Origin of the sequence: Streptomyces sp. Wb2n-11 (assembly GCF_001049855.1) — a bacterium.
GTDB lineage: Bacteria > Actinomycetota > Actinomycetes > Streptomycetales > Streptomycetaceae > Streptomyces > Streptomyces altiplanensis.
In genome coordinates this window covers 3,780,334-3,798,149 of record NZ_CVPB01000001.1, presented here as the reverse complement: position 1 = coordinate 3,798,149, position 17,816 = coordinate 3,780,334, and the positions used below count along the sequence as shown (strand labels likewise).

Genomic DNA, 17,816 nt, shown 5'->3' with positions numbered 1-17,816 from the left:
CCCGGCGGCAGCGGTGCGGGGCGGCACCCGGTCCGGGTGCCGCCCCGCTGAGCCGTGCTGTGCTGTGCTGTGCCGCAGTGCGGTGCGGTGCCTACTTCACGATCGTGATCCGGTCGGCGGCCGGCGGCGTGATCGGTGCGGCCGCGCTGGAGTTCTTCGCCAGGTAGGCGTTGAAGACGTCCAGGTCGGAGGCGCCGACCAGCTTGTTCCTGTGCTCCTTGAAGACCGGGAAGCCGTCGCCGCCGCCCGCGAGGAACTCGTTCATCGCGACGCGGTACGTCTTCGCCGGGTCGAGCGGGGTGCCGTTCAGCTTCACCGAGGCGACGTCGACGCGGGCGGCGCCCGTCTTCGTCATGTCGAGGGTGTACGTGAAGCCCTTCGACACCTGGAGGATCTTCGGCGAGGCCTCGTTGCCGCCGCTGACCTGCTGCTGGAGCGCGGTGACGAGCTGGGCGCCGGTCAGGTCGACGACGTTCATCATGTTGGTGAACGGCTGGACGGTGAACGCCTCGCCGTACGTCACGACTCCGTCGCCCTCACTGCCGCTCGCCTTGAAGACGAGGTCGGAGCGGATCCCGCCCGGGTTCATGAAGGCGATCTGCGCGCCGCCCTTGTCGGCCGGGGCCAGGCCCTCCAGCTGCGCGTCCGCGATCAGGTCGCCGAGCGGCTTCTCGGGGGCCGTGGAGCCGCGTCCGTTGATGTCGGCGGCGATGAAGCCCTGCGGCTTGCTCGCGATCGGGGTGGCCAGCGCGTTCCAGCGGCCGATCAGCGAGGTCATGTCCGGGGCCCAGATCCTGGCCTGCTCCTGGTCGCGGACGACGATGTGGTTCGCGCTCCTGACGCCCGTACGCACGATGTCCTTGGTGCGGCGGTCGTAGGTGAGCGTGGTGTCCGTGTAGAGCTTGCCGTACGAGGACGCCGAGGTGACCATGCGCGGCTTGCCGGCCGGGTCGGGGACGGTGCACACGTACGCCTGGTGGGTGTGGCCCGTCACCAGCGCGTCGACCTTCGGCGTGATGCCCCGGGCGATGTCGACGATCGGACCGGAGATGCCGTCGCCGGCGCCCGGTGAGTCGCAGTCGTAGTTGTACGACGAGGAGGCCGGCGAGCCGCCCTCGTGGATGAGCGCGACGATCGACTTGACGCCCCGGCGGTCGAGCTCCTTGGCGTACTTGTTGACCGTCTCGACCTCGTCGTGGAACTTCAGGCCCTTGATGCCGTTCTCGGTGACGATCCCCGGAGTGCCCTCCAGGGTCACGCCGATGAAGCCGATCTTGACGCCCTTCCTCTCCCACACCGTGTACGGCTTGAGGAGCGGCTTGCCGGTCTTCTCGTTCGTCACGTTCGCGGCGAGGTAGGGGAAGTCCGCGCCCGGGAACTCCTTGCCCTTCTCGAAGCAGCCCTCGACCGGGTGGCAGCCGCCGTTCTGCATGCGGGCCAGCTCGGTGGCGCCCTCGTCGAACTCGTGGTTGCCGACGGCCGACACGTCGAGGTCGAGCTTGTTCAGCGCCTCGATCGTGGGCTCGTCGTGGAAGAGCCCGGACATCAGCGGGCTGGCTCCGATCATGTCGCCGCCGGCCGCGGTGACGGAGTACCGCTCGCCCTGGCGCGCCTTGCGCAGCGCGGTCGCCAGGTGCTCGACGCCGCCGGCCGGGACCGCCTTCACCGTCCCGTCGGGCTGCGTCTCGTTGACCGTGCCGGCCGAGCCCGCCGGGGGCTCCAGGTTCCCGTGCAGGTCGTTGAAGGAGAGCAGCTGTACGTCCACGGTCCGCGAGGACTTCGGCTTGTGGTGCCCGCCGCCGGCTGCCCGGTCGCCTTCCTGCGCGCCGGCCGGCATCGCCGCGAGGAGGGCACCGAGGGTGGCGAGGCCGGCGGCCGAGGCGAGCACGCGCCGGGTCGCGCGGTGGGTGCGGGTGGTGCGAGGGTTCGCTGACATCTGTCCCCTTGTGAGTTCAGCGTGACGGACGAACCGCAGCCTAAAGTCAACGCGCGTAGCGCAACAGGGGGTGACGGGTTACAAGGTGGTTGCCTTCGGCCGTACATCGGCCTCTGCCCGGCCGCCGCCCGTACGGCGGAACTCTTCCGTCACGGAACGCGACGGGACGGGCGGACGGGCCGGACGGACGGACGGGCGGGCGGGATGGACGGGCGGGCCGGGCAACCCCGCGCGCGAGGGCGGCGGGAGCGCGGCCGGGGCGGCCGGGTACGCCCGGCGCGGGGAGCGGTTCGGCCGATCGACGGGGACCGGATCCGTCCGGCGCCCTCTCGCACCACCGTCGCCGTACGCTCGTACCCATGACGACTGACCCCGCCACCCCCGCCTTCCTCAGGAAGATCCAGACCCTCGACGCGCTCACCGAGGAGCAGGCCCAGGAGGTCCTGGCGCTCCTCGACGAGGCCGCCCGCGCGGACGGCGCGCAGGCCGTCTCCGAGCAGGGACGGCTTCAGCTGCGCGGCGGACACCGGGAAGGCGTACGGCACTTCCTGCTGTACGTCGGCGAAGGGCCCCTCCTCGGATACGCGCAGCTGGAGGACACCGACCCCGTCGAGGCACCGGCCGCCGAGCTCGTCGTGCACCCCGCGCACCGCGGCGCCGGGCACGGCCGCACGCTCGGGACGACCGTGCTGGACGCGTCGGGGAAGCGGCTGCGGGTCTGGGCGCACGGCGGGAAGGCGGCGGCGCGCCACCTCGCCCAGGTCCTCGGGCTCACCCTCTTCCGCGAACTGCGCCAGATGCGGCGCCCCTTGAGCCCGCTGGACGTCCCCGAGCCGGTGTACCCGGCGGGGGTCGGGGTCCGCACCTTCGTGCCGGGACAGGACGACGCCGCCTGGCTCGCCGTGAACGCGGCGGCGTTCGCCCACCACCCCGAGCAGGGCGGGATGACGCAGCGCGACCTGGACGACCGCAAGGCCGAGCCGTGGTTCGACCCGAAGGGCTTCTTCCTGGCCGAGCGGGGCGGCGAACTCGTCGGCTTCCACTGGACGAAGGTGCACGCCGAGGAGCAGCTCGGCGAGGTGTACGTCGTCGGCATCCGCCCCGACGCGCAGGGCGGCGGCCTCGGCAAGGCCCTGACCGCGACCGGCCTGCGGCACCTGGCGGCGCAGGGACTGCCGACCGCGATGCTGTACGTCGACGCGGACAACACGGCGGCGGTGACGGTGTACGAGCGGATCGGCTTCACCACGCACGAGACGGACCTGATGTACCGCACGGAGTCGTGACGCAGCCGTAGCCCGCGACGCGGCAACGGTCAAGGGGGCGGCGTCGGTTGACACCGCCCCTTCTTCGCATCACCATTCCACTACTTGACTAGTGAAAGGGGGGTAGAGGCAACATGGTCGAATTCCGCATCGACCGGCGCACCGGCGTCGCGACCTACGTACAGATCGTGCAGCAGACCAAACACGCCCTCCGCCTGGGCCTGCTGGAGCCCGGCGACAGACTCCCGACGGCCCGCGAGGTCGTCGAAGCCACCGCCGTCAACCCGAACACCGTCCTCAAGGCGTACCGCGAACTGGAACGCGAGGGCCTGGTCGAGGCGCGGCGCGGCCTGGGCACCTTCGTACGGAAGTCACTGGGCAGCGGCGCCCCGGCCGGCTCACCGCTGCGCGGCGAGCTCGTGGAGTGGGTGGCGCGGGCCCGCGAGGCCGGGCTGGAGAGGGACGACGTGGCCGCGCTCTTCACCTCCGTACTCGGCGAACAGTTCAAGGGAGATCACACATGACGGACACCGCCATCGAGGCGGCCGCGCTGGGCAAGAGCTACGGGCGGCGGGGCTGGGCCCTGCGCGAGTGCTCCTTCCGGCTGCCCGCGGGGCGCGTCTGCGCGGTCGTCGGCCCCAACGGCGCCGGCAAGTCGACCCTGCTCGCCCACGCGGCCGGACTGATCCGCCCCACCGAGGGCTCGCTCACCGTGCTCGGCACCGACCCGGCGTCGGCCCGCGACCGCATCGCGTACGTCGCGCAGGAGAAGCCGCTCTACCCGCAGCTCACCATCGCCGACACCCTGCGCCTGGGCGCCGAGCTCAATCCGGGCCGCTGGGACGCACGCGTCGCGGACCGCGTCGTGCACGGCGGTGGACTCGACCCGGGCGCGCGGATCCGCACGCTCTCCGGCGGTCAGCGCACCCGCGTCGCGCTCGCCCTCGCGCTCGGCAAGCGGCCCGAACTCATGCTCCTGGACGAGCCGATGGCCGACCTGGACCCGCTGGCCCGGCACCAGTTGATGGGCACGCTGCTGGCCGAGGCCGTCGAACACGGCACCACCGTCGTGATGTCGTCGCACATCATCGGAGAACTCGCGGACGCCTGCGACCATCTCCTGCTCGTCTCCGGCGGCCGCATCCGGCTCGGCGGCGGGATCGACGACCTGGTCGACGCGCACGTCCTGGTGACCGGGCTGGCCCCGGTGGAGGACCTGGCCCCGCACACCGTCGTCGAGGCCCGCGCCACCGGGCGCGGGACCACCGCCCTGATCCGCCCCGACGGCCCGGTCGGCGACGGCTGGCAGACCGAGGAGCCTTCCCTGGAGGAACTGTTGCTCGCCCACCTGCGCTCCCCGGACACACCCCCGCTGCTCACCCCGGGCACGACGGCCCGCGACGCGGCACGGCAGGTGATCTCGTGACCACCACCCTGACCTCCCCCGACGCGACACCGCGCCCCCCGCAAGCCACCCCGCGCGGACCCCGACGGGTACTCCTGCGCCTCCACCGCACCGCCCTGCGGTCGGCCCTCGCCCTCATCGTGCTGGCGGCAGTGGTCACGGGCTTCCTGCGCTGGGCGGCTTCGGCCTTCCCCGAAGAGAAGATCGTCTGCCCCAGCACCCCCGGCCCCTGCGCCGAACCCGACACCTTCCTCGGATTCGCCGGCGCCAGGGAACTCCTGACCGAGTACATGCTGCGCGGCTCCGTGCTCCTCCTGCTCCTCCCCCTGCTGATCGGAGCCTTCGTCGCGGGCCCGGTCGTCGCCCGCGAGCTGGAGTCGGGGCTGCACCGCCTGGCCTGGACCCAGTCCGTCTCCCCCGCGCGCTGGCTCGCGTCCAAGCTCGCGACCGCCGCGGCGCTCGCCGCGGCCGGGACGCTCGCCCTCATGGGCGTCTTCCGGCTCGGCGCGTCCGGCCTGCTGGGCCGGGCGAACCTGTCCTGGCACGACCGCGGCGTGTACGAGGCGACCGGCCCGGCCCTCGTGGCGTACTGCCTGCTCGGTGTCGCCGCGGGCGCGCTCGCCGGCCTGCTCGTGCGCCGCACCCTGCTCGCCATGTCGGTCACCGGCGTGGTCACCGGCGCCGTGCTGATGGCCATGGGCAGCCTGCGGTGGAGCCTGATTCCGGTGCGTACGGTCACCGGACCCGGTGAACATTTCAGGGGCCAGGACATGCCCCTGAACGCCTTCATGACGGACATGGGGGTGCAGAACGCCGCCGGCGACCGCTTCGTGCTCCCCCAGTGCCTCCCGGACAGGATGCCGGGCGCGTACTGCCCCGCCGACCTCGAGGTCACCAACTGGTACGTGGACTTCCACCCGTACACGCACTTCTGGTACGTCCAGCTGATCGAGACCGGCATCGTGCTGGCCCTCGCCGCCGGGGCCGCCTACGCCGCCTTCCGAGTACTGCGCCGCCGCGCGGCCTGACGGGACGGGAGCGGGACGCACGGGACGCACGGGGCCCGGGGAAACGCATCCCGGGCCCCGGTGGTCGCATCCTGCATGTCATGTCTCCGTTACCGCACATTCAGACACGCTTGCGACCCTCTCGGAATGCAGCCCGCTGTGCCACCCCCCTCCCCGAACGGGAGAACCCCCCGCACATCGCCCTTCTTCGGCGCGCCCGGGGACCCTCACGCGCGGAACAATGGGTTCATGAGCCAGCAGCCGAGCGCCGATGTCCCCGTCCAGCATGCTCAGCCGTCCGTCGGTGCCATCGCCGCGCACCGCCCGCACACCCTGGCCGGATCGCCGGTGACCAACCTGGACCCCGACATCGACGCGGATCCGGATGCGTACGTGGAGTACGCGGAAGGCCCCGAGGCGGACACCGAGCTGCCGCAGGGCCGCTTCCTCGACCGGGAGCGCAGCTGGCTGGCGTTCAACGAGCGGGTGCTCGAACTCGCCGAGGACCCGGCCACCCCGCTCCTCGAACGAGCGAACTTCCTCGCCATCTTCGCCTCCAACCTGGACGAGTTCTTCATGGTCCGCGTCGCCGGCCTGAAGCGCCGCATCGCGACCGGCGTCGCCACCCGGTCCGCGTCCGGCCTCCAGCCCCGCGAGGTCCTGGAGCTGATCTGGACCCGCTCGCGCGAGCTCATGGCCCGGCACGCCGCCTGCTTCCAGCAGGACATCTGCCCCGCCCTCGCCGACGAGGGGGTGCACCTCATCCGCTGGCCCGAGCTGACCGAGAAGGAGCAGGCGCGCCTGTTCACGCTCTTCCGGCAGCAGATCTTCCCGGTCCTGACCCCGCTCGCGGTGGACCCCGCGCACCCCTTCCCGTACATCTCGGGTCTCTCCCTCAACCTCGCGGTCGTCGTGCGCAACCCGGTCAGCGGCCACCGCCACTTCGCGCGCGTCAAGGTCCCGCCGCTGCTGTCCCGCTTCCTGGAGGCGTCGCCGCAACGGTACGTACCTCTCGAGGACGTCATCGCCGCGCACCTCGAAGAGCTCTTCCCGGGGATGGAGGTGCTCGCGCACCACATGTTCCGGGTGACCAGGAACGAGGACCTGGAAGTCGAGGAGGACGACACCGAGAACCTCCTCCAGGCCCTGGAGAAGGAGCTCATGCGGCGCCGCTTCGGCCCGCCGGTGCGGCTCGAGGTCGAGGAGTCCATCGACCCGTACGTCCTCGACCTGCTCGTGCGCGAGCTGAAGATGTCGGACGCCGAGGTGTACCCGCTGCCCGGGCCGCTGGACCTGACCGGCCTGTTCGGGATCGCGGCGCTGGACCGGCCGGAGCTGAAGTTCCCGAAGTACATCGCGGGCACGCACCGCGACCTCGCCGAGGTCGAGTCGGCGTCCGCGCCGGACGTGTTCGCCGCGCTGCGCGAGCGCGACGTCCTCCTGCACCACCCGTACGACTCCTTCTCCACCTCCGTGCAGGCCTTCCTGGAGCAGGCGGCGGCCGATCCGGACGTGCTGGCGATCAAGCAGACGCTGTACCGGACGTCGGGCGACTCGCCGATAGTGGACGCCCTGATCGACGCCGCCGAGTCCGGCAAGCAGGTCCTGGTCCTCGTCGAGATCAAGGCCCGCTTCGACGAGCAGGCCAACATCAAGTGGGCGCGCAAGCTGGAGGAGTCCGGCTGCCACGTCGTGTACGGGCTCGTCGGCCTCAAGACCCACTGCAAGCTCTCCCTGGTGGTCCGGCAGGAGGGCGAGACCCTGCGCCGCTACTCGCACGTCGGCACGGGCAACTACCACCCCAAGACGGCCCGCCTCTACGAGGACCTGGGCCTGCTCACCGCCGACCCGCAGGTCGGCGCGGACCTCTCCGACCTCTTCAACCGGCTCTCCGGCTACTCGCGCCGCGAGACGTACCGCCGGCTGCTCGTCGCGCCCAAGTCGCTGCGGGACGGCCTGGTCGCCCGTATCAACAAAGAGGTCGCGCACCATCAGGCGGGCCGTCCCGCGTACGTGCGGTTCAAGGTCAACTCGATGGTCGACGAGGCGATCATCGACGCCTGCTACCGGGCGGCGAAGGCGGGCGTTCCGGTCGACATCTGGGTACGCGGGATCTGCGCGATACGCCCCGGGGTCGCCGGCCTCTCGGAGAACATCCGGGTCCGGTCCATACTCGGCCGTTTCCTCGAACACTCACGGATCTTCTCCTTCGGCAACGGCGGCGAGCCCGAAGTCTGGTTCGGCAGCGCCGACATGATGCACCGCAACCTCGACCGCCGCATCGAGGCACTGGTCCGGGTCACCGACCCGGTCCACCGCGCGACCCTGAGCCGGCTGCTGGAGACCGGCATGTCCGACGCCACGTCCTCCTGGCACCTCGGCCCCGACGGCAACTGGACGCGGCACGCGACGGACGCCGAGGGACAGCCGCTGCGGCACGTACAGGAAATGCTCATAGAGGCCCGGAGGCGCCGGCGTGCAACACCGTGACACCGCATCCCGAACCCGTCCCCGGCCGGACACCGGCCCCGTCCTTCCGGCGGCGGGGGGCGAGGCGCTGCCCCCCGAGGGCCTGTCCAGCCGGCTGCGCGCACAGGAACTCCAGGCCGGTGACCTCCTGGCCCGTGACCTCCTGGCCCCGTACCTGCATTCCCGGGCCTCGGAATTCCTGCGCTCCCTGCGCCTGCACCGCGAGAGCGGCCAGGATCCGCAGGGGGCGGCGGACGCGGCCGAGGCGACCCGCGCGCTGCGTGGCGCGGCGCGCCGGATCAGCGGGACGCTGCACACGTTCCGGCCCCTGACCGACACGGGGTGGGCGGACACCCTGCGCGGCGAGCTGGCCTGGCTCTCGGGCACCCTGGCCCGCGAGCACGCCTACGCGGGGCGCCTGAACCGGCTCCTGGAGGCGCTGAACCGGCTCTCGGGCGCGGGCGGCGGGACCTCCGCAGCGCCGGGGGCCCGTGAGAGCACGGCGTCGCGGACGCAGCCGACCGGGACGCTGACCGTGGGCGCCGCGCGGGCCGGCGCGCTGCTGGAGCGGCAGCTGACCCTGGCCAGGACGCGGGCGCACTCGGCCGCGCTGCAGGCGCTGGGCTCCTCGCGGTTCCACGCGGTCGCCGACGCCGTGGCCTTACTGGCCTCGGACGTTCCGCTCGGCCCCGCCGCCGCCGCGCCCGCCGCCGAGGTGCTCGCACCGCTCGCGGTGGGCGCCGAGCAGCGGCTCAAGGAGGCGGTGGCCGCGCTTCCGCTGGGGCTCGCCGCGCACCCGTACAACGCGGAGGCGCTCGTCCACGGCCTGGCCGCCACGCCCACGAGCGAGGCGCAGGACGCCCCCTGGCACCAGGTACGGCTCCTCCTGCGCCTGCACCACTACGCGCAGGAGACCTTCGCGGTCCCCACCGCCCCCACCGCCCCCACCGGCACGTGCCTCGCCGCGCAGGCGCTCGACCGCCACCGGGACGCGGCGGAGGCGGCCGGCGCGGCGGCGTCGGCGGCCCGCACCCCGCGCATCGCCCCGGCGACGGCGTACGCCCTGGGTGTCCTCCACGCCGACCAGCGCCACGAGGTCGAGGCGGCCCGCTTCGCCTTCCAGCAGGTGTGGCAGCGGACGGCGGCGACAGCGCCGTGACCGGCCCGGCCGACGCCCCGGACCCGGACCCCGTGCTCGCCGCGGGCTGCGTGCTGTGGCGCCGGTCGCCGCCCGGCGGCGTTCCCCGGGCTCCCGGCTCCGTTCGCGCGGGGGAGGCGCCGTGGGAGATCTGCCTCGTGCACCGGCCCGAGTACGACGACTGGTCGCACCCCAAGGGCAAGCTCAGGTCACGGGAGGACGCCAGGGACGCGGCGGTCCGTGAAGTGCGGGAGGAGACCGGCATGACCTGCGACCCGGGACCGGAACTGCCCACGGTCCGCTATACGGTCGACGGCCGCCCCAAGGTGGTCCGTTACTGGGCGGCGGAGGCCACCGGCGGCTCGTTCGAGCCGAACGACGAGGTGGACCGCGTGCTGTGGCTGCGTCCCGGTGCGGCGCGAAGGCAACTGACGCAGGACAGGGACAGGGATCTGGTCGCCGCCCTTCTCCGTGTCCTGCGCGCGGGCCGGGAAGAGCGGACATCCGTCGACTGATCCACTGATCCGTCCGGCGTCCGGCGTCCGGCGTCCGGCGTCCGGCGGACAGTGGCCCGCGGACAGTGGCCGAAACGGCGGGAGCGAACGGGCCGAGGAACCGGCGCCAAAAACCGCATATCGGAGTATAGACCCGCTTTTCGGGCATCACCCGCAGGTGAAGGTCCCCGGACCGCCGACCCGCACCCCGTTCCACCCCTCTCCCGCCGCGAGGCGCCCCCGCACACCACACCGTTCGGCACGGTTCACCTCCCGTTCACCCTCCCCCGTCGGCGGCTTCACCTGTTCTGCCTAATTTCGGACGTACACGGTGCGAGGCACGTCGCAGGACGCCGCCCCACTGGGTAGCTGGGACCCGAGAACATCTACCTCTTCGCACGCCGCCACCACACAGGACCGGCGGCTCCTGGAAGGAACACCCGAACAGTGAAGCTTCAGCGCAAGAACCGGCTTCGCGCCACCGCGCTCGGCGCCCTCGCCGTCTCCGGCGCCCTGGTCCTCACGGCGTGCGGCTCGGACGACAACAGCGGTTCCACCGGCGGTACCGGCGAGACCAAGGCCGCCAGCAACATCACGTGCGACGACGCCAAGGGCCAGCTCCTCGCGGCCGGTTCGACCGCCCAGAAGAACGCCATGGACCTCTGGGTCAAGAACTTCCAGGCCGCCTGCGAAGGCGTGGAGATCAACTACCAGGCCATCGGCTCCGGTGGCGGCATCACCAAGTTCAACCAGGGTCAGGTCGCCTTCGCCGGTTCCGACTCGGCGCTCAAGCCCGAGGAGGTCGCCGAATCGAAGAAGATCTGCAAGGGCGGCCAGGGCATCAACCTGCCGATGGTCGGCGGTCCGGTCGCCATCGGCTACAACCTGGAGGGCGTCGACGACCTCGTCCTCGACGCCAAGACGCTCGCGAAGATCTTCGACAACAAGATCACCAAGTGGAACGACCCGGCGATCGCCAAGCTCAACCCGGACGCCAAGCTCCCGTCCAGCACGATCCAGGCCTTCCACCGCTCGGACGAGTCCGGTACGACCCAGAACCTGGGCAAGTACCTGAGCACGGCCGCCGAGAAGGACTGGACGTACGACCCGAAGTCGAAGTCGTGGCCCGCCAAGGGCGGCCAGGCCGCCAACGGCTCCTCCGGCGTCGTCTCCAACGTCAAGGACACCAACGGCGCGATCGGCTACTTCGAGCTGTCCTACGCGACCGCCAACAAGCTGAACACCGTCAAGATCGACACCGGCGCCTCCGCCCCGGTCGAGGCCACCACGGACAACGCCTCCAAGGCCATCGCCGCCGCGAAGGTCGAGGGACAGGGCAAGGACCTCGCCCTGTCGCTGGACTACGCCACCAAGGCCGAGGGTGCCTACCCGATCGTCCTGGTGACGTACGAGATCGCCTGTGACAAGGGCAACAAGGCCGAGACCCTGTCCACCCTGAAGGCGTTCCTGAACTACGCCGCCAGCGAAGACGGCCAGAAGGTCCTGGCCGACGCCGGTTACGCGCCGATCCCGGCCGAGATCGCGGCCAAGGTCCGCGAGACCATCCCCACCCTCTCCTGACCCCGGGCGTGGCCGGCCCCGCCACCCGGGGCCGGCCACGCCTTCCGGTGCACCGCCGCCAGGAGCCCCCGCCGGCTCCGCAGACCGGAGAAAACCGATGGATATAGCAACCGAAACCACCTCGTCCCCTCCACCCCCGCCCGGACCCGGCACCACGCTGGCCTCCAAGGGCAGCAGCCACGCCGGTGACCGCGTCTTCATCGGTCTGTCCCGCGGCTCGGGAATCGCACTCCTGGTGATCATGGCCGCCATCGCGGCCTTCCTCACCTACCGCACCGGCCTCGCCGTCTCGAAGGACGAAGCCAACTTCCTCACCACCTCCGAGTGGAACCCGGCGGGCGACCCGCCGGTGTTCGGCATCGCCGTCCTCCTCTTCGGCACCATCGTCAGCTCGATCATCGCCATGGCCGTCGCCGTGCCGATCGCCATCGGCATCGCGCTGTTCATCTCGCACTACGCCCCGCGCAGGCTGGCCGCACCGCTCGCGTACGTGGTCGACCTGCTGGCAGCGGTGCCGAGCATCATCTACGGCCTCTGGGGCGCCGTCTTCCTGGTTCCGCACCTGGCCGGCCTCAACCAGTGGCTCGACCAGTACCTCGGCTGGACCTACATCTTCGACAAGACGAGCGACGGTCCCGCCCGCAACCTCTTCACGGTCGGCATCCTGCTGGCGATCATGATCCTGCCGATCGTCACCAACGTCACCCGGGAGGTCTTCCTCCAGTCGCCGAAGATGCACGAGGAGGCCGCTCTGGCCCTCGGTGCCACGCGCTGGGAAGTCATGCGGATGTCCGTCCTCCCCTTCGGCCGCTCCGGCATCATCAGCGCCTCGATGCTGGGCCTGGGCCGTGCCCTCGGCGAGACGATGGCCGTCGCCGTCGTGCTCTCCCCGAGCTTCATCATCTCCGGCCGGCTGCTCGACCCGGGCGGCGGCACCTTCGCTCAGAACATCGCCGCGAAGTTCAACGAGGCGGACGAGTTCGGCCGTGACGCCCTGATCGCCTCCGGTCTCGTTCTCTTCGTCATCACGCTGCTGGTCAACGGCGCGGCCCGCTGGATCATCGGCCGCCGCAAGGAGTACTCGGGGGCCAACGCATGAGCCTGACAAGCCCGACCATGGACAAGCGCCCGGTCTCCCCCGCGCCCCACGCGTCGCTCGCCCACGCCCGCCTCCCCCGCTGGGCCCCCGCCGCCATCGCCGCCGGGTCCGTCGCGGCCGGCGTCGGCCTCGGCCTCGTCGCCGGCTGGCACAGCCGTGTGCAGTGGGGCATGCTGGCCGCCCTGTTCTTCGTACTGGCCACCTTCGCGATCACCACCAAGGTGGAGGGCAGCCGGCAGGGCAAGGACCGCGTGGCGACCAGCGTCGTCTGGGTCTGCTTCATCCTCGCCCTCGTCCCGCTGCTCTCCCTGGCCTGGGTGACGGTCACCAAGGGCATCAAGGTCATCGACGGGTACTTCCTCAGCCACTCGATGAGCGGCCTGCTCGACACCGACGAGGGCGGCGGCATCTACCACGCCCTGCTCGGCACCCTGGAGCAGGTCGGCATCGCGACCCTGATCGCCGCCCCGGTCGGTCTGCTCACCGCGGTCTACCTGGTCGAGTACGGACGCGGAAGGCTGGCGAAGACCGTCACGTTCTTCGTCGACGTCATGACGGGCATCCCCTCGATCGTCGCGGGCCTGTTCATCCTCGCCACCTGGAATCTGATGCTGGGCTTCGGGCCCTCCGGATTCGCCGGCGCGCTGGCCCTCGCGATCCTGATGATGCCGGTGGTCGTCCGCTCCACCGAGGAGATGCTCAAGCTCGTCCCGAACGAGCTCCGTGAGGCGTCCCTCGCCCTCGGCGTCCCCAAGTGGCGGACCATCCTCAAGGTGGTGCTGCCGACCGCGATCGGCGGAATCACCACGGGAGTGATGCTCGCGGTGGCCCGCATCACGGGTGAGACCGCCCCGGTTCTGCTGCTCGTCTTCGGTACGAAGCTGATCAACCCGAACCCCTTCGAAGGCGCCCAGTCCTCGCTTCCGCTGTACGTGTACGAGCAGTACGTCGTCGGCACCGAAGCGTCGATCGACCGGGCCTGGGGCGCAGCGCTCGTCCTGATCGCCTTCGTCATGATCCTCAACCTGGTGGCCCGCGGCATCGCCCGCTGGAAGGCCCCGAGCACCGGCCGCTAAGGCCAGCAGAAAGCAGTGATTCAGATGGCCAAGCGAATCGACATCAGCGGCCTGTCGGCCTACTACGGCAACCACAAGGCGATCGACGACATCTCGATGACCGTCGAGCCCCGCTCCGTGACGGCCTTCATCGGCCCCTCCGGCTGCGGCAAGTCCACCTTCCTGCGCACCCTCAACCGGATGCACGAGGTCACCCCCGGCGGCCGCGTCGAGGGCAAGGTCCTCCTGGACGACGAGAACCTGTACGCCAAGGACGTCGACCCGGTCGCCGTACGCCGCACGGTCGGCATGGTCTTCCAGCGCCCGAACCCCTTCCCCACCATGTCGATCTTCGACAACGTGGCGGCGGGCCTGCGCCTCAACGGCTCGTACAAGAAGAGCAAGCTCGCCGAGGTCGTCGAGAAGTCCCTGCGCGGCGCCAACCTCTGGAACGAGGTCAAGGACCGCCTGAACAAGCCCGGCTCCGGCCTCTCCGGCGGCCAGCAGCAGCGTCTGTGCATCGCCCGCGCGATCGCGGTCGAGCCGCAGGTGCTCCTGATGGACGAGCCGTGCTCGGCCCTGGACCCGATCTCGACCCTCGCCATCGAGGACCTGATCGGCGAGCTGAAGGAGCGCTTCACGATCGTCATCGTGACGCACAACATGCAGCAGGCGGCGCGCGTCTCGGACCGCACGGCGTTCTTCAACCTCGCGGCCATCGGCCAGCCCGGCAAGCTCATCGAGATCGACGACACCGAGCGGATCTTCTCCAACCCGTCCGTCCAGGCCACGGAGGACTACATCTCCGGCCGCTTCGGCTAGGCCGCTCCGGCTGGACCCCTTCGGCTGGACCCCCTTCGGCTGGACCCCTTCGGCTGGAAGCCGGCCGCCACGCCTGTCCTGCGGTGCTGCATGGCGGTGCCACCGCAAGGCAAAAGGGTCCGCCCCCACTCCTCACAGGGAGTGGGGGCGGACCCGTTTTCATACGCTTCAGCCGAAGGCCAGCAGGACGACCCAGTAACACGCGGCGGCCACCAGCGCGGCGGCCGGCATGGTGATGAACCAGCCCATCACGATGTTCTTGGCGACGCCCCACCGCACGGCGCGCGACCCCTTGGTCGAGCCGACGCCCATGATGGCGGAGGTGATGACGTGCGTCGTGGAGATCGGCGCGTGGAACATGAACGAGGCCGTGTACATCACGGACGCGGCCGTGGTCTCCGCCGCGAAGCCCTGCGGCGGGTCCAGCTCGATGATCCGCCGGCCCAGGGTCCGCATGATGCGCCAGCCGCCCGCGTACGTACCGAGCGAGAGCGTCAGCGCACAGGCGATCTTGACCCACATCGGGATCGCGTCGCCCTGACCCTCGACATCGGCGATGACCAGCGCCATCACCACGATGCCCATGGTCTTCTGCGCGTCCTGGAGACCGTGCCCGAGCGCCATGCCGGCCGCCGAGACGGTCTGGGCGATACGGAAGCCCCGCTTCGCCTTGTGCGGGTTCGCCTTACGGAAGATCCACAGGATGACCACCATCACCAGGTAGCCGAGCAGCAGCCCGACGAACGGCGAGATGAACATCGGGATGACGACCTTCTCCAGCACCCCGGACCAGATGACCTCGGTCCCGCCCGCGAGCGCCGCGCCCACCATGCCGCCGAAGAGCGCGTGCGAGGAGGACGAAGGAAGACCGAAGTACCAGGTGACGAGGTTCCAGACGATCGCCCCGACCAGTGCGGCGAAGAGGATTCCCATCCCCTTGTCGCCGTGCGGGGTCGCGATGAGCCCCTCACTGACGGTCTTGGCGACGCCACTGCCGAGGAAGGCACCGGCGAGGTTCATCACGGCGGCCATGGCGAGGGCCGCGCGCGGGGTCAGCGCCCGCGTGGAAACCGAAGTCGCGATGGCGTTCGCGGAGTCGTGAAAGCCGTTCGTGTACGTGAAGCCGAGCGCGACCCCGATGGTCACGATGAGCGCAAAGGTGTCCACCGGAGGTCAGGACTCCTTGACGGCGATCGTCTCGACCGTGTTGGCGACGTGCTCGAAGGCGTCGGCCGCCTCCTCCAGCACGTCCACGATCTGCTTCAGCTTGAGCACGTCCATGGCGTCGTACTTGCCGTTGAAGAGGTGCGCGAGCAGCTTGCGGTGGATCTGGTCGGCCTGGTTCTCCAGGCGGTTGACCTCGATCCAGTACTCGGTCAGGTTGGTCATGGTCCGCAGGTGCGGCATGGCCTCGGCGGTCAGCTCGGCCGCTCGGGCCAGGACCTCGATCTGCTGCTCGACGCCCTTCGGCAGCTCCTCGATCTGGTACAGAACGACCAGGTCGACGGCCTCCTCCATGTAATCCATGATGTCGTCGAGCTGCGAGGCGAGGTTGTAGATGTCCTCGCGGTCGAACGGCGTGATGAACGAGGAGTTGAGCTGGTGGAAGATCGCGTGGGTCGCGTCGTCCCCCGCGTGCTCCGCTGCCCTCATCCGCTCCGCGATCTCGACTCGGGCGGAGGAGTCCGCTCCGAGCAGTTCCATCAGGAGCTTCGAGCCCGTGACGATGTTGTCCGCGGAGGCGGAGAACATGTCGTAGAAGCTCGTCTCCCTGGGGGTCAGACGAAAGCGCACGTGGGGTCCTCGGGGTGCATTGGATTCGGTCAGGGTGATGCTAGGCGCATCATCCGGCCACGGCTAACCGGCGTTCTTCAGTGTCGCCCATCGGGCACAGTGCTCAGTACGGGCCCCCGGGCCAGTACCCGCGAAATTCGTTACCATATACCCATCCGGGGTATGCAGACCCTTTCAGGACAACGGGAGGACGCGATGACGACCACCGAGGCGGCCGGCGCGACGACGACCGAAGCGCCCTCCGGAGCCTCCGAAGCCGTGGTGAGCGACCACGACCACGGGGTGCACGGGTACCACAAGCAGAAGGACGAGCACCTCAAGCGCCTGCGCCGGATCGAGGGCCAGATCCGCGGTCTGCAGCGGCTGGTCGACGAAGACGTCTACTGCATCGACATACTCACGCAGGTCTCGGCTTCGACGAAGGCGCTCCAGTCCTTCGCGCTGCAACTCCTGGAAGAGCACCTGCGGCACTGCGTGGCGGACGCGGCGGTCAAGGGCGGCGAAGAGATCGACGAGAAGGTCGAAGAAGCCACCAAGGCGATCGCCCGCCTGCTGAGGACCTGATGAGGACCTGATCCCGGGGCGTTCACGGTCCGGGGACCCGTCGGTCCCCGGACCTGCCGTCAGAACGGACGCTCGTGGGCTTCCGGCCCGCCGCCTGCCCCTGCCCCTGCCCCTGCCCCTGCCCCGACCTTCAGCACCTCGTCGATACGGTCCGGACTGAGCCGTTCCCCGTCGGCGCCGGACGCCGCGATCATCAGCTCACCGCACAGCTCGATCTCGGCGAGGGCGACGTGGTCCTGGACGGGCGTACTGCTCAACGGTGCCACGTACATCACCTCTTTCAGCCATCGTCGGCTTCCCAGCGTAGGCAGCGCGGCACGCACCGCGCATGGCACGGACGGACCATTTCCCCCCACCCGCCTATGTGTGGATCTTCCCCACGTAGATGTCCGCCGCCGCCGGCAGCCGCATCTCGGCCGACGCTCCGAACGCGTACAGCAGCGTCGTCGAGGCGACGGCCACCGTGCGTCCCGCGTTGGCGAAGTCGAACCGGTGGCGGACCTTGCGCAGCCGCCCCTGCTCGTCGAAGTACGCGTCGAACGGAACCGCGTCCTCGGAGAACCCTTTCGCCGCGGCGGCGAGCGCCCCGCGCGCGTGCGGCGCGGCGACGCGCGCGGCCCGGGCGATGTCGGTGATCCCTCGGTAGTGCCGGACACCGGTTCCGGCCACATCGGCCTTCCCGACGTACGTCACGTCCTCCGCCCCGCGCAGCAACTCCGCGGCGGCCAGCGGATCCGTCGCCCCGCCGGTGACGAGGTTCCCGTCCTCCAGCGTCGTCGTGTCGATCCGCACCCACTTGTCGGCGGGCACGCCCGCGCCCCGGTTCTTCATGTAGAGCGCCCCGGGGGCGAGCAGCTCCGTGATGGGCCGCTGCTTGTCCGAGCCGTCGGGGTCCGGCGGCAGCGCCACCTCGAGCCGCCCCATGCGCTTCTTGAAGTCGTACGCCCCTTCGCCCCGGATGGTGACCCGGGTACCGCCGGTGGCCATGACCATGGACGTACGGGCCTTGGAGCTGCCGGCCGCGAAGAGCACGTCGGCCGCGCGGCGCACGGTGTCGAGGGGAGCGCCGCCCCGCTGGTCCTCGGCGACCGCACCGCCACCGGAACACCCGGTGGAGGCCAGTAGCCCCGCCGCGACGGCCACGGCGACCGCGCCGCCCCTGCCTCTGTGCTGCCGCACCACCATCG

17 protein-coding genes are annotated in these 17,816 nt (G+C 70.7%); 12 read left to right on the top strand and 5 right to left on the bottom strand.

Annotated features, from left to right (window positions below):
* Positions 1–91: 91 nt before the first annotated feature.
* The gene (locus BN1555_RS17315) at positions 92–1,936 is read right to left on the bottom strand and encodes a bifunctional metallophosphatase/5'-nucleotidase (protein WP_093800228.1); all 1,845 of its coding nucleotides are present in this window, start codon (positions 1,934–1,936) and stop codon (positions 92–94) included.
* Between the two features lie 359 nt (positions 1,937–2,295).
* Here BN1555_RS17315 and mshD point away from each other — a divergent pair, with 359 nt between their 5' ends.
* The 11 genes from mshD (at position 2,296) to pstB (ending at position 14,271) form a co-directional block, all read left to right on the top strand.
* Positions 2,296–3,222, top strand: a complete 927-nt coding sequence (gene mshD, locus BN1555_RS17310) for a mycothiol synthase (RefSeq protein ID WP_093800227.1) — start codon at positions 2,296–2,298, stop codon at positions 3,220–3,222.
* A 113-nt stretch (positions 3,223–3,335) separates the two neighbouring features.
* Positions 3,336–3,725: a GntR family transcriptional regulator gene (locus BN1555_RS17305; RefSeq protein WP_093800226.1), complete on the top strand. Its 390-nt coding sequence runs from the start codon at positions 3,336–3,338 to the stop codon at positions 3,723–3,725.
* The gene (locus tag BN1555_RS17300) at positions 3,722–4,627 is read left to right on the top strand and encodes an ABC transporter ATP-binding protein (protein ID WP_093800225.1); all 906 of its coding nucleotides are present in this window, start codon (positions 3,722–3,724) and stop codon (positions 4,625–4,627) included. Before BN1555_RS17305 ends, BN1555_RS17300 begins: the two co-directional genes overlap by 4 nt.
* Complete coding sequence (locus BN1555_RS17295) at positions 4,624–5,634, top strand: ABC transporter permease (protein ID WP_255306065.1); 1,011 nt, start codon at positions 4,624–4,626, stop codon at positions 5,632–5,634. The genes BN1555_RS17300 and BN1555_RS17295 overlap by 4 nt, the downstream gene beginning before the upstream one ends.
* 228 nt (positions 5,635–5,862) lie before the next feature.
* Positions 5,863–8,103, top strand: coding sequence for an RNA degradosome polyphosphate kinase (locus BN1555_RS17290; RefSeq protein ID WP_093800224.1), 2,241 nt, complete (start codon positions 5,863–5,865; stop codon positions 8,101–8,103).
* Positions 8,104–8,197: 94 nt separating this feature from the next.
* Positions 8,198–9,241 (top strand): CHAD domain-containing protein, encoded by a 1,044-nt coding sequence (locus tag BN1555_RS17285; protein ID WP_255306429.1) that lies wholly within the window; start codon positions 8,198–8,200, stop codon positions 9,239–9,241.
* The gene (locus tag BN1555_RS17280; RefSeq protein WP_176710285.1) at positions 9,238–9,735 is read left to right on the top strand and encodes an NUDIX hydrolase; all 498 of its coding nucleotides are present in this window, start codon (positions 9,238–9,240) and stop codon (positions 9,733–9,735) included. Before BN1555_RS17285 ends, BN1555_RS17280 begins: the two co-directional genes overlap by 4 nt.
* A 426-nt stretch (positions 9,736–10,161) precedes the next feature.
* Entirely contained in the window at positions 10,162–11,295 is a 1,134-nt protein-coding gene (gene pstS / locus BN1555_RS17275) for a phosphate ABC transporter substrate-binding protein PstS (RefSeq protein ID WP_093800222.1), read from the top strand.
* A 97-nt stretch (positions 11,296–11,392) separates the two neighbouring features.
* A complete protein-coding gene (gene pstC, locus BN1555_RS17270) occupies positions 11,393–12,394 on the top strand; it encodes a phosphate ABC transporter permease subunit PstC (protein WP_093800221.1) in 1,002 nt (333 codons plus the stop codon).
* 17 nt (positions 12,395–12,411) lie between these two features.
* Positions 12,412–13,470, top strand: coding sequence for a phosphate ABC transporter permease PstA (pstA, locus tag BN1555_RS17265; RefSeq protein ID WP_093800220.1), 1,059 nt, complete (start codon positions 12,412–12,414; stop codon positions 13,468–13,470).
* A 24-nt stretch (positions 13,471–13,494) separates the two neighbouring features.
* A complete protein-coding gene (pstB, locus tag BN1555_RS17260; RefSeq protein WP_093800219.1) occupies positions 13,495–14,271 on the top strand; it encodes a phosphate ABC transporter ATP-binding protein PstB in 777 nt (258 codons plus the stop codon).
* A gap of 168 nt (positions 14,272–14,439) precedes the next feature.
* Here pstB and BN1555_RS17255 read toward each other — a convergent pair whose 3' ends face one another.
* Complete coding sequence (locus BN1555_RS17255; protein WP_093800218.1) at positions 14,440–15,438, bottom strand: inorganic phosphate transporter; 999 nt, start codon at positions 15,436–15,438, stop codon at positions 14,440–14,442.
* A gap of 6 nt (positions 15,439–15,444) precedes the next feature.
* Positions 15,445–16,065 (bottom strand): DUF47 domain-containing protein, encoded by a 621-nt coding sequence (locus BN1555_RS17250; protein WP_028814660.1) that lies wholly within the window; start codon positions 16,063–16,065, stop codon positions 15,445–15,447.
* 195 nt (positions 16,066–16,260) lie between these two features.
* Between BN1555_RS17250 and BN1555_RS17245 the strand changes: the two genes are divergently transcribed.
* A complete protein-coding gene (locus tag BN1555_RS17245; RefSeq protein WP_093800217.1) occupies positions 16,261–16,629 on the top strand; it encodes a metal-sensitive transcriptional regulator in 369 nt (122 codons plus the stop codon).
* 59 nt (positions 16,630–16,688) lie between these two features.
* Here BN1555_RS17245 and BN1555_RS17240 read toward each other — a convergent pair whose 3' ends face one another.
* Together BN1555_RS17240 and BN1555_RS17235 are read right to left on the bottom strand one after the other, a co-directional pair.
* Positions 16,689–16,901, bottom strand: a complete 213-nt coding sequence (locus BN1555_RS17240; RefSeq protein WP_255306064.1) for a hypothetical protein — start codon at positions 16,899–16,901, stop codon at positions 16,689–16,691.
* 88 nt (positions 16,902–16,989) lie between these two features.
* Positions 16,990–17,814 carry an SCO4651 family lipoprotein gene (locus tag BN1555_RS17235; RefSeq protein WP_093800216.1) on the bottom strand — a complete coding sequence of 275 codons (825 nt, stop codon included), beginning with the start codon at positions 17,812–17,814 and terminating at the stop codon, positions 16,990–16,992.
* Between the last annotated feature and the right edge of the window lie 2 nt (positions 17,815–17,816).

Excerpts from the sequence above, each read along its gene's own strand:
- BN1555_RS17315 (WP_093800228.1), bottom strand. The coding sequence starts at position 1,936 with ATGTCAGCGAACCCTCGCACCACCCGCACCCACCGCGCGACCCGGCGC.
- mshD (WP_093800227.1), top strand. The coding sequence starts at position 2,296 with ATGACGACTGACCCCGCCACCCCCGCCTTCCTCAGGAAGATCCAGACC.
- BN1555_RS17305 (WP_093800226.1), top strand. The coding sequence starts at position 3,336 with ATGGTCGAATTCCGCATCGACCGGCGCACCGGCGTCGCGACCTACGTA.
- BN1555_RS17300 (WP_093800225.1), top strand. The coding sequence starts at position 3,722 with ATGACGGACACCGCCATCGAGGCGGCCGCGCTGGGCAAGAGCTACGGG.
- BN1555_RS17290 (WP_093800224.1), top strand. The coding sequence starts at position 5,863 with ATGAGCCAGCAGCCGAGCGCCGATGTCCCCGTCCAGCATGCTCAGCCG.
- pstC (WP_093800221.1), top strand. The coding sequence starts at position 11,393 with ATGGATATAGCAACCGAAACCACCTCGTCCCCTCCACCCCCGCCCGGA.
- pstA (WP_093800220.1), top strand. The coding sequence starts at position 12,412 with ATGGACAAGCGCCCGGTCTCCCCCGCGCCCCACGCGTCGCTCGCCCAC.
- pstB (WP_093800219.1), top strand. The coding sequence starts at position 13,495 with ATGGCCAAGCGAATCGACATCAGCGGCCTGTCGGCCTACTACGGCAAC.
- BN1555_RS17245 (WP_093800217.1), top strand. The coding sequence starts at position 16,261 with ATGACGACCACCGAGGCGGCCGGCGCGACGACGACCGAAGCGCCCTCC.
- BN1555_RS17240 (WP_255306064.1), bottom strand. The coding sequence starts at position 16,901 with ATGTACGTGGCACCGTTGAGCAGTACGCCCGTCCAGGACCACGTCGCC.
- BN1555_RS17235 (WP_093800216.1), bottom strand. The coding sequence starts at position 17,814 with ATGGTGGTGCGGCAGCACAGAGGCAGGGGCGGCGCGGTCGCCGTGGCC.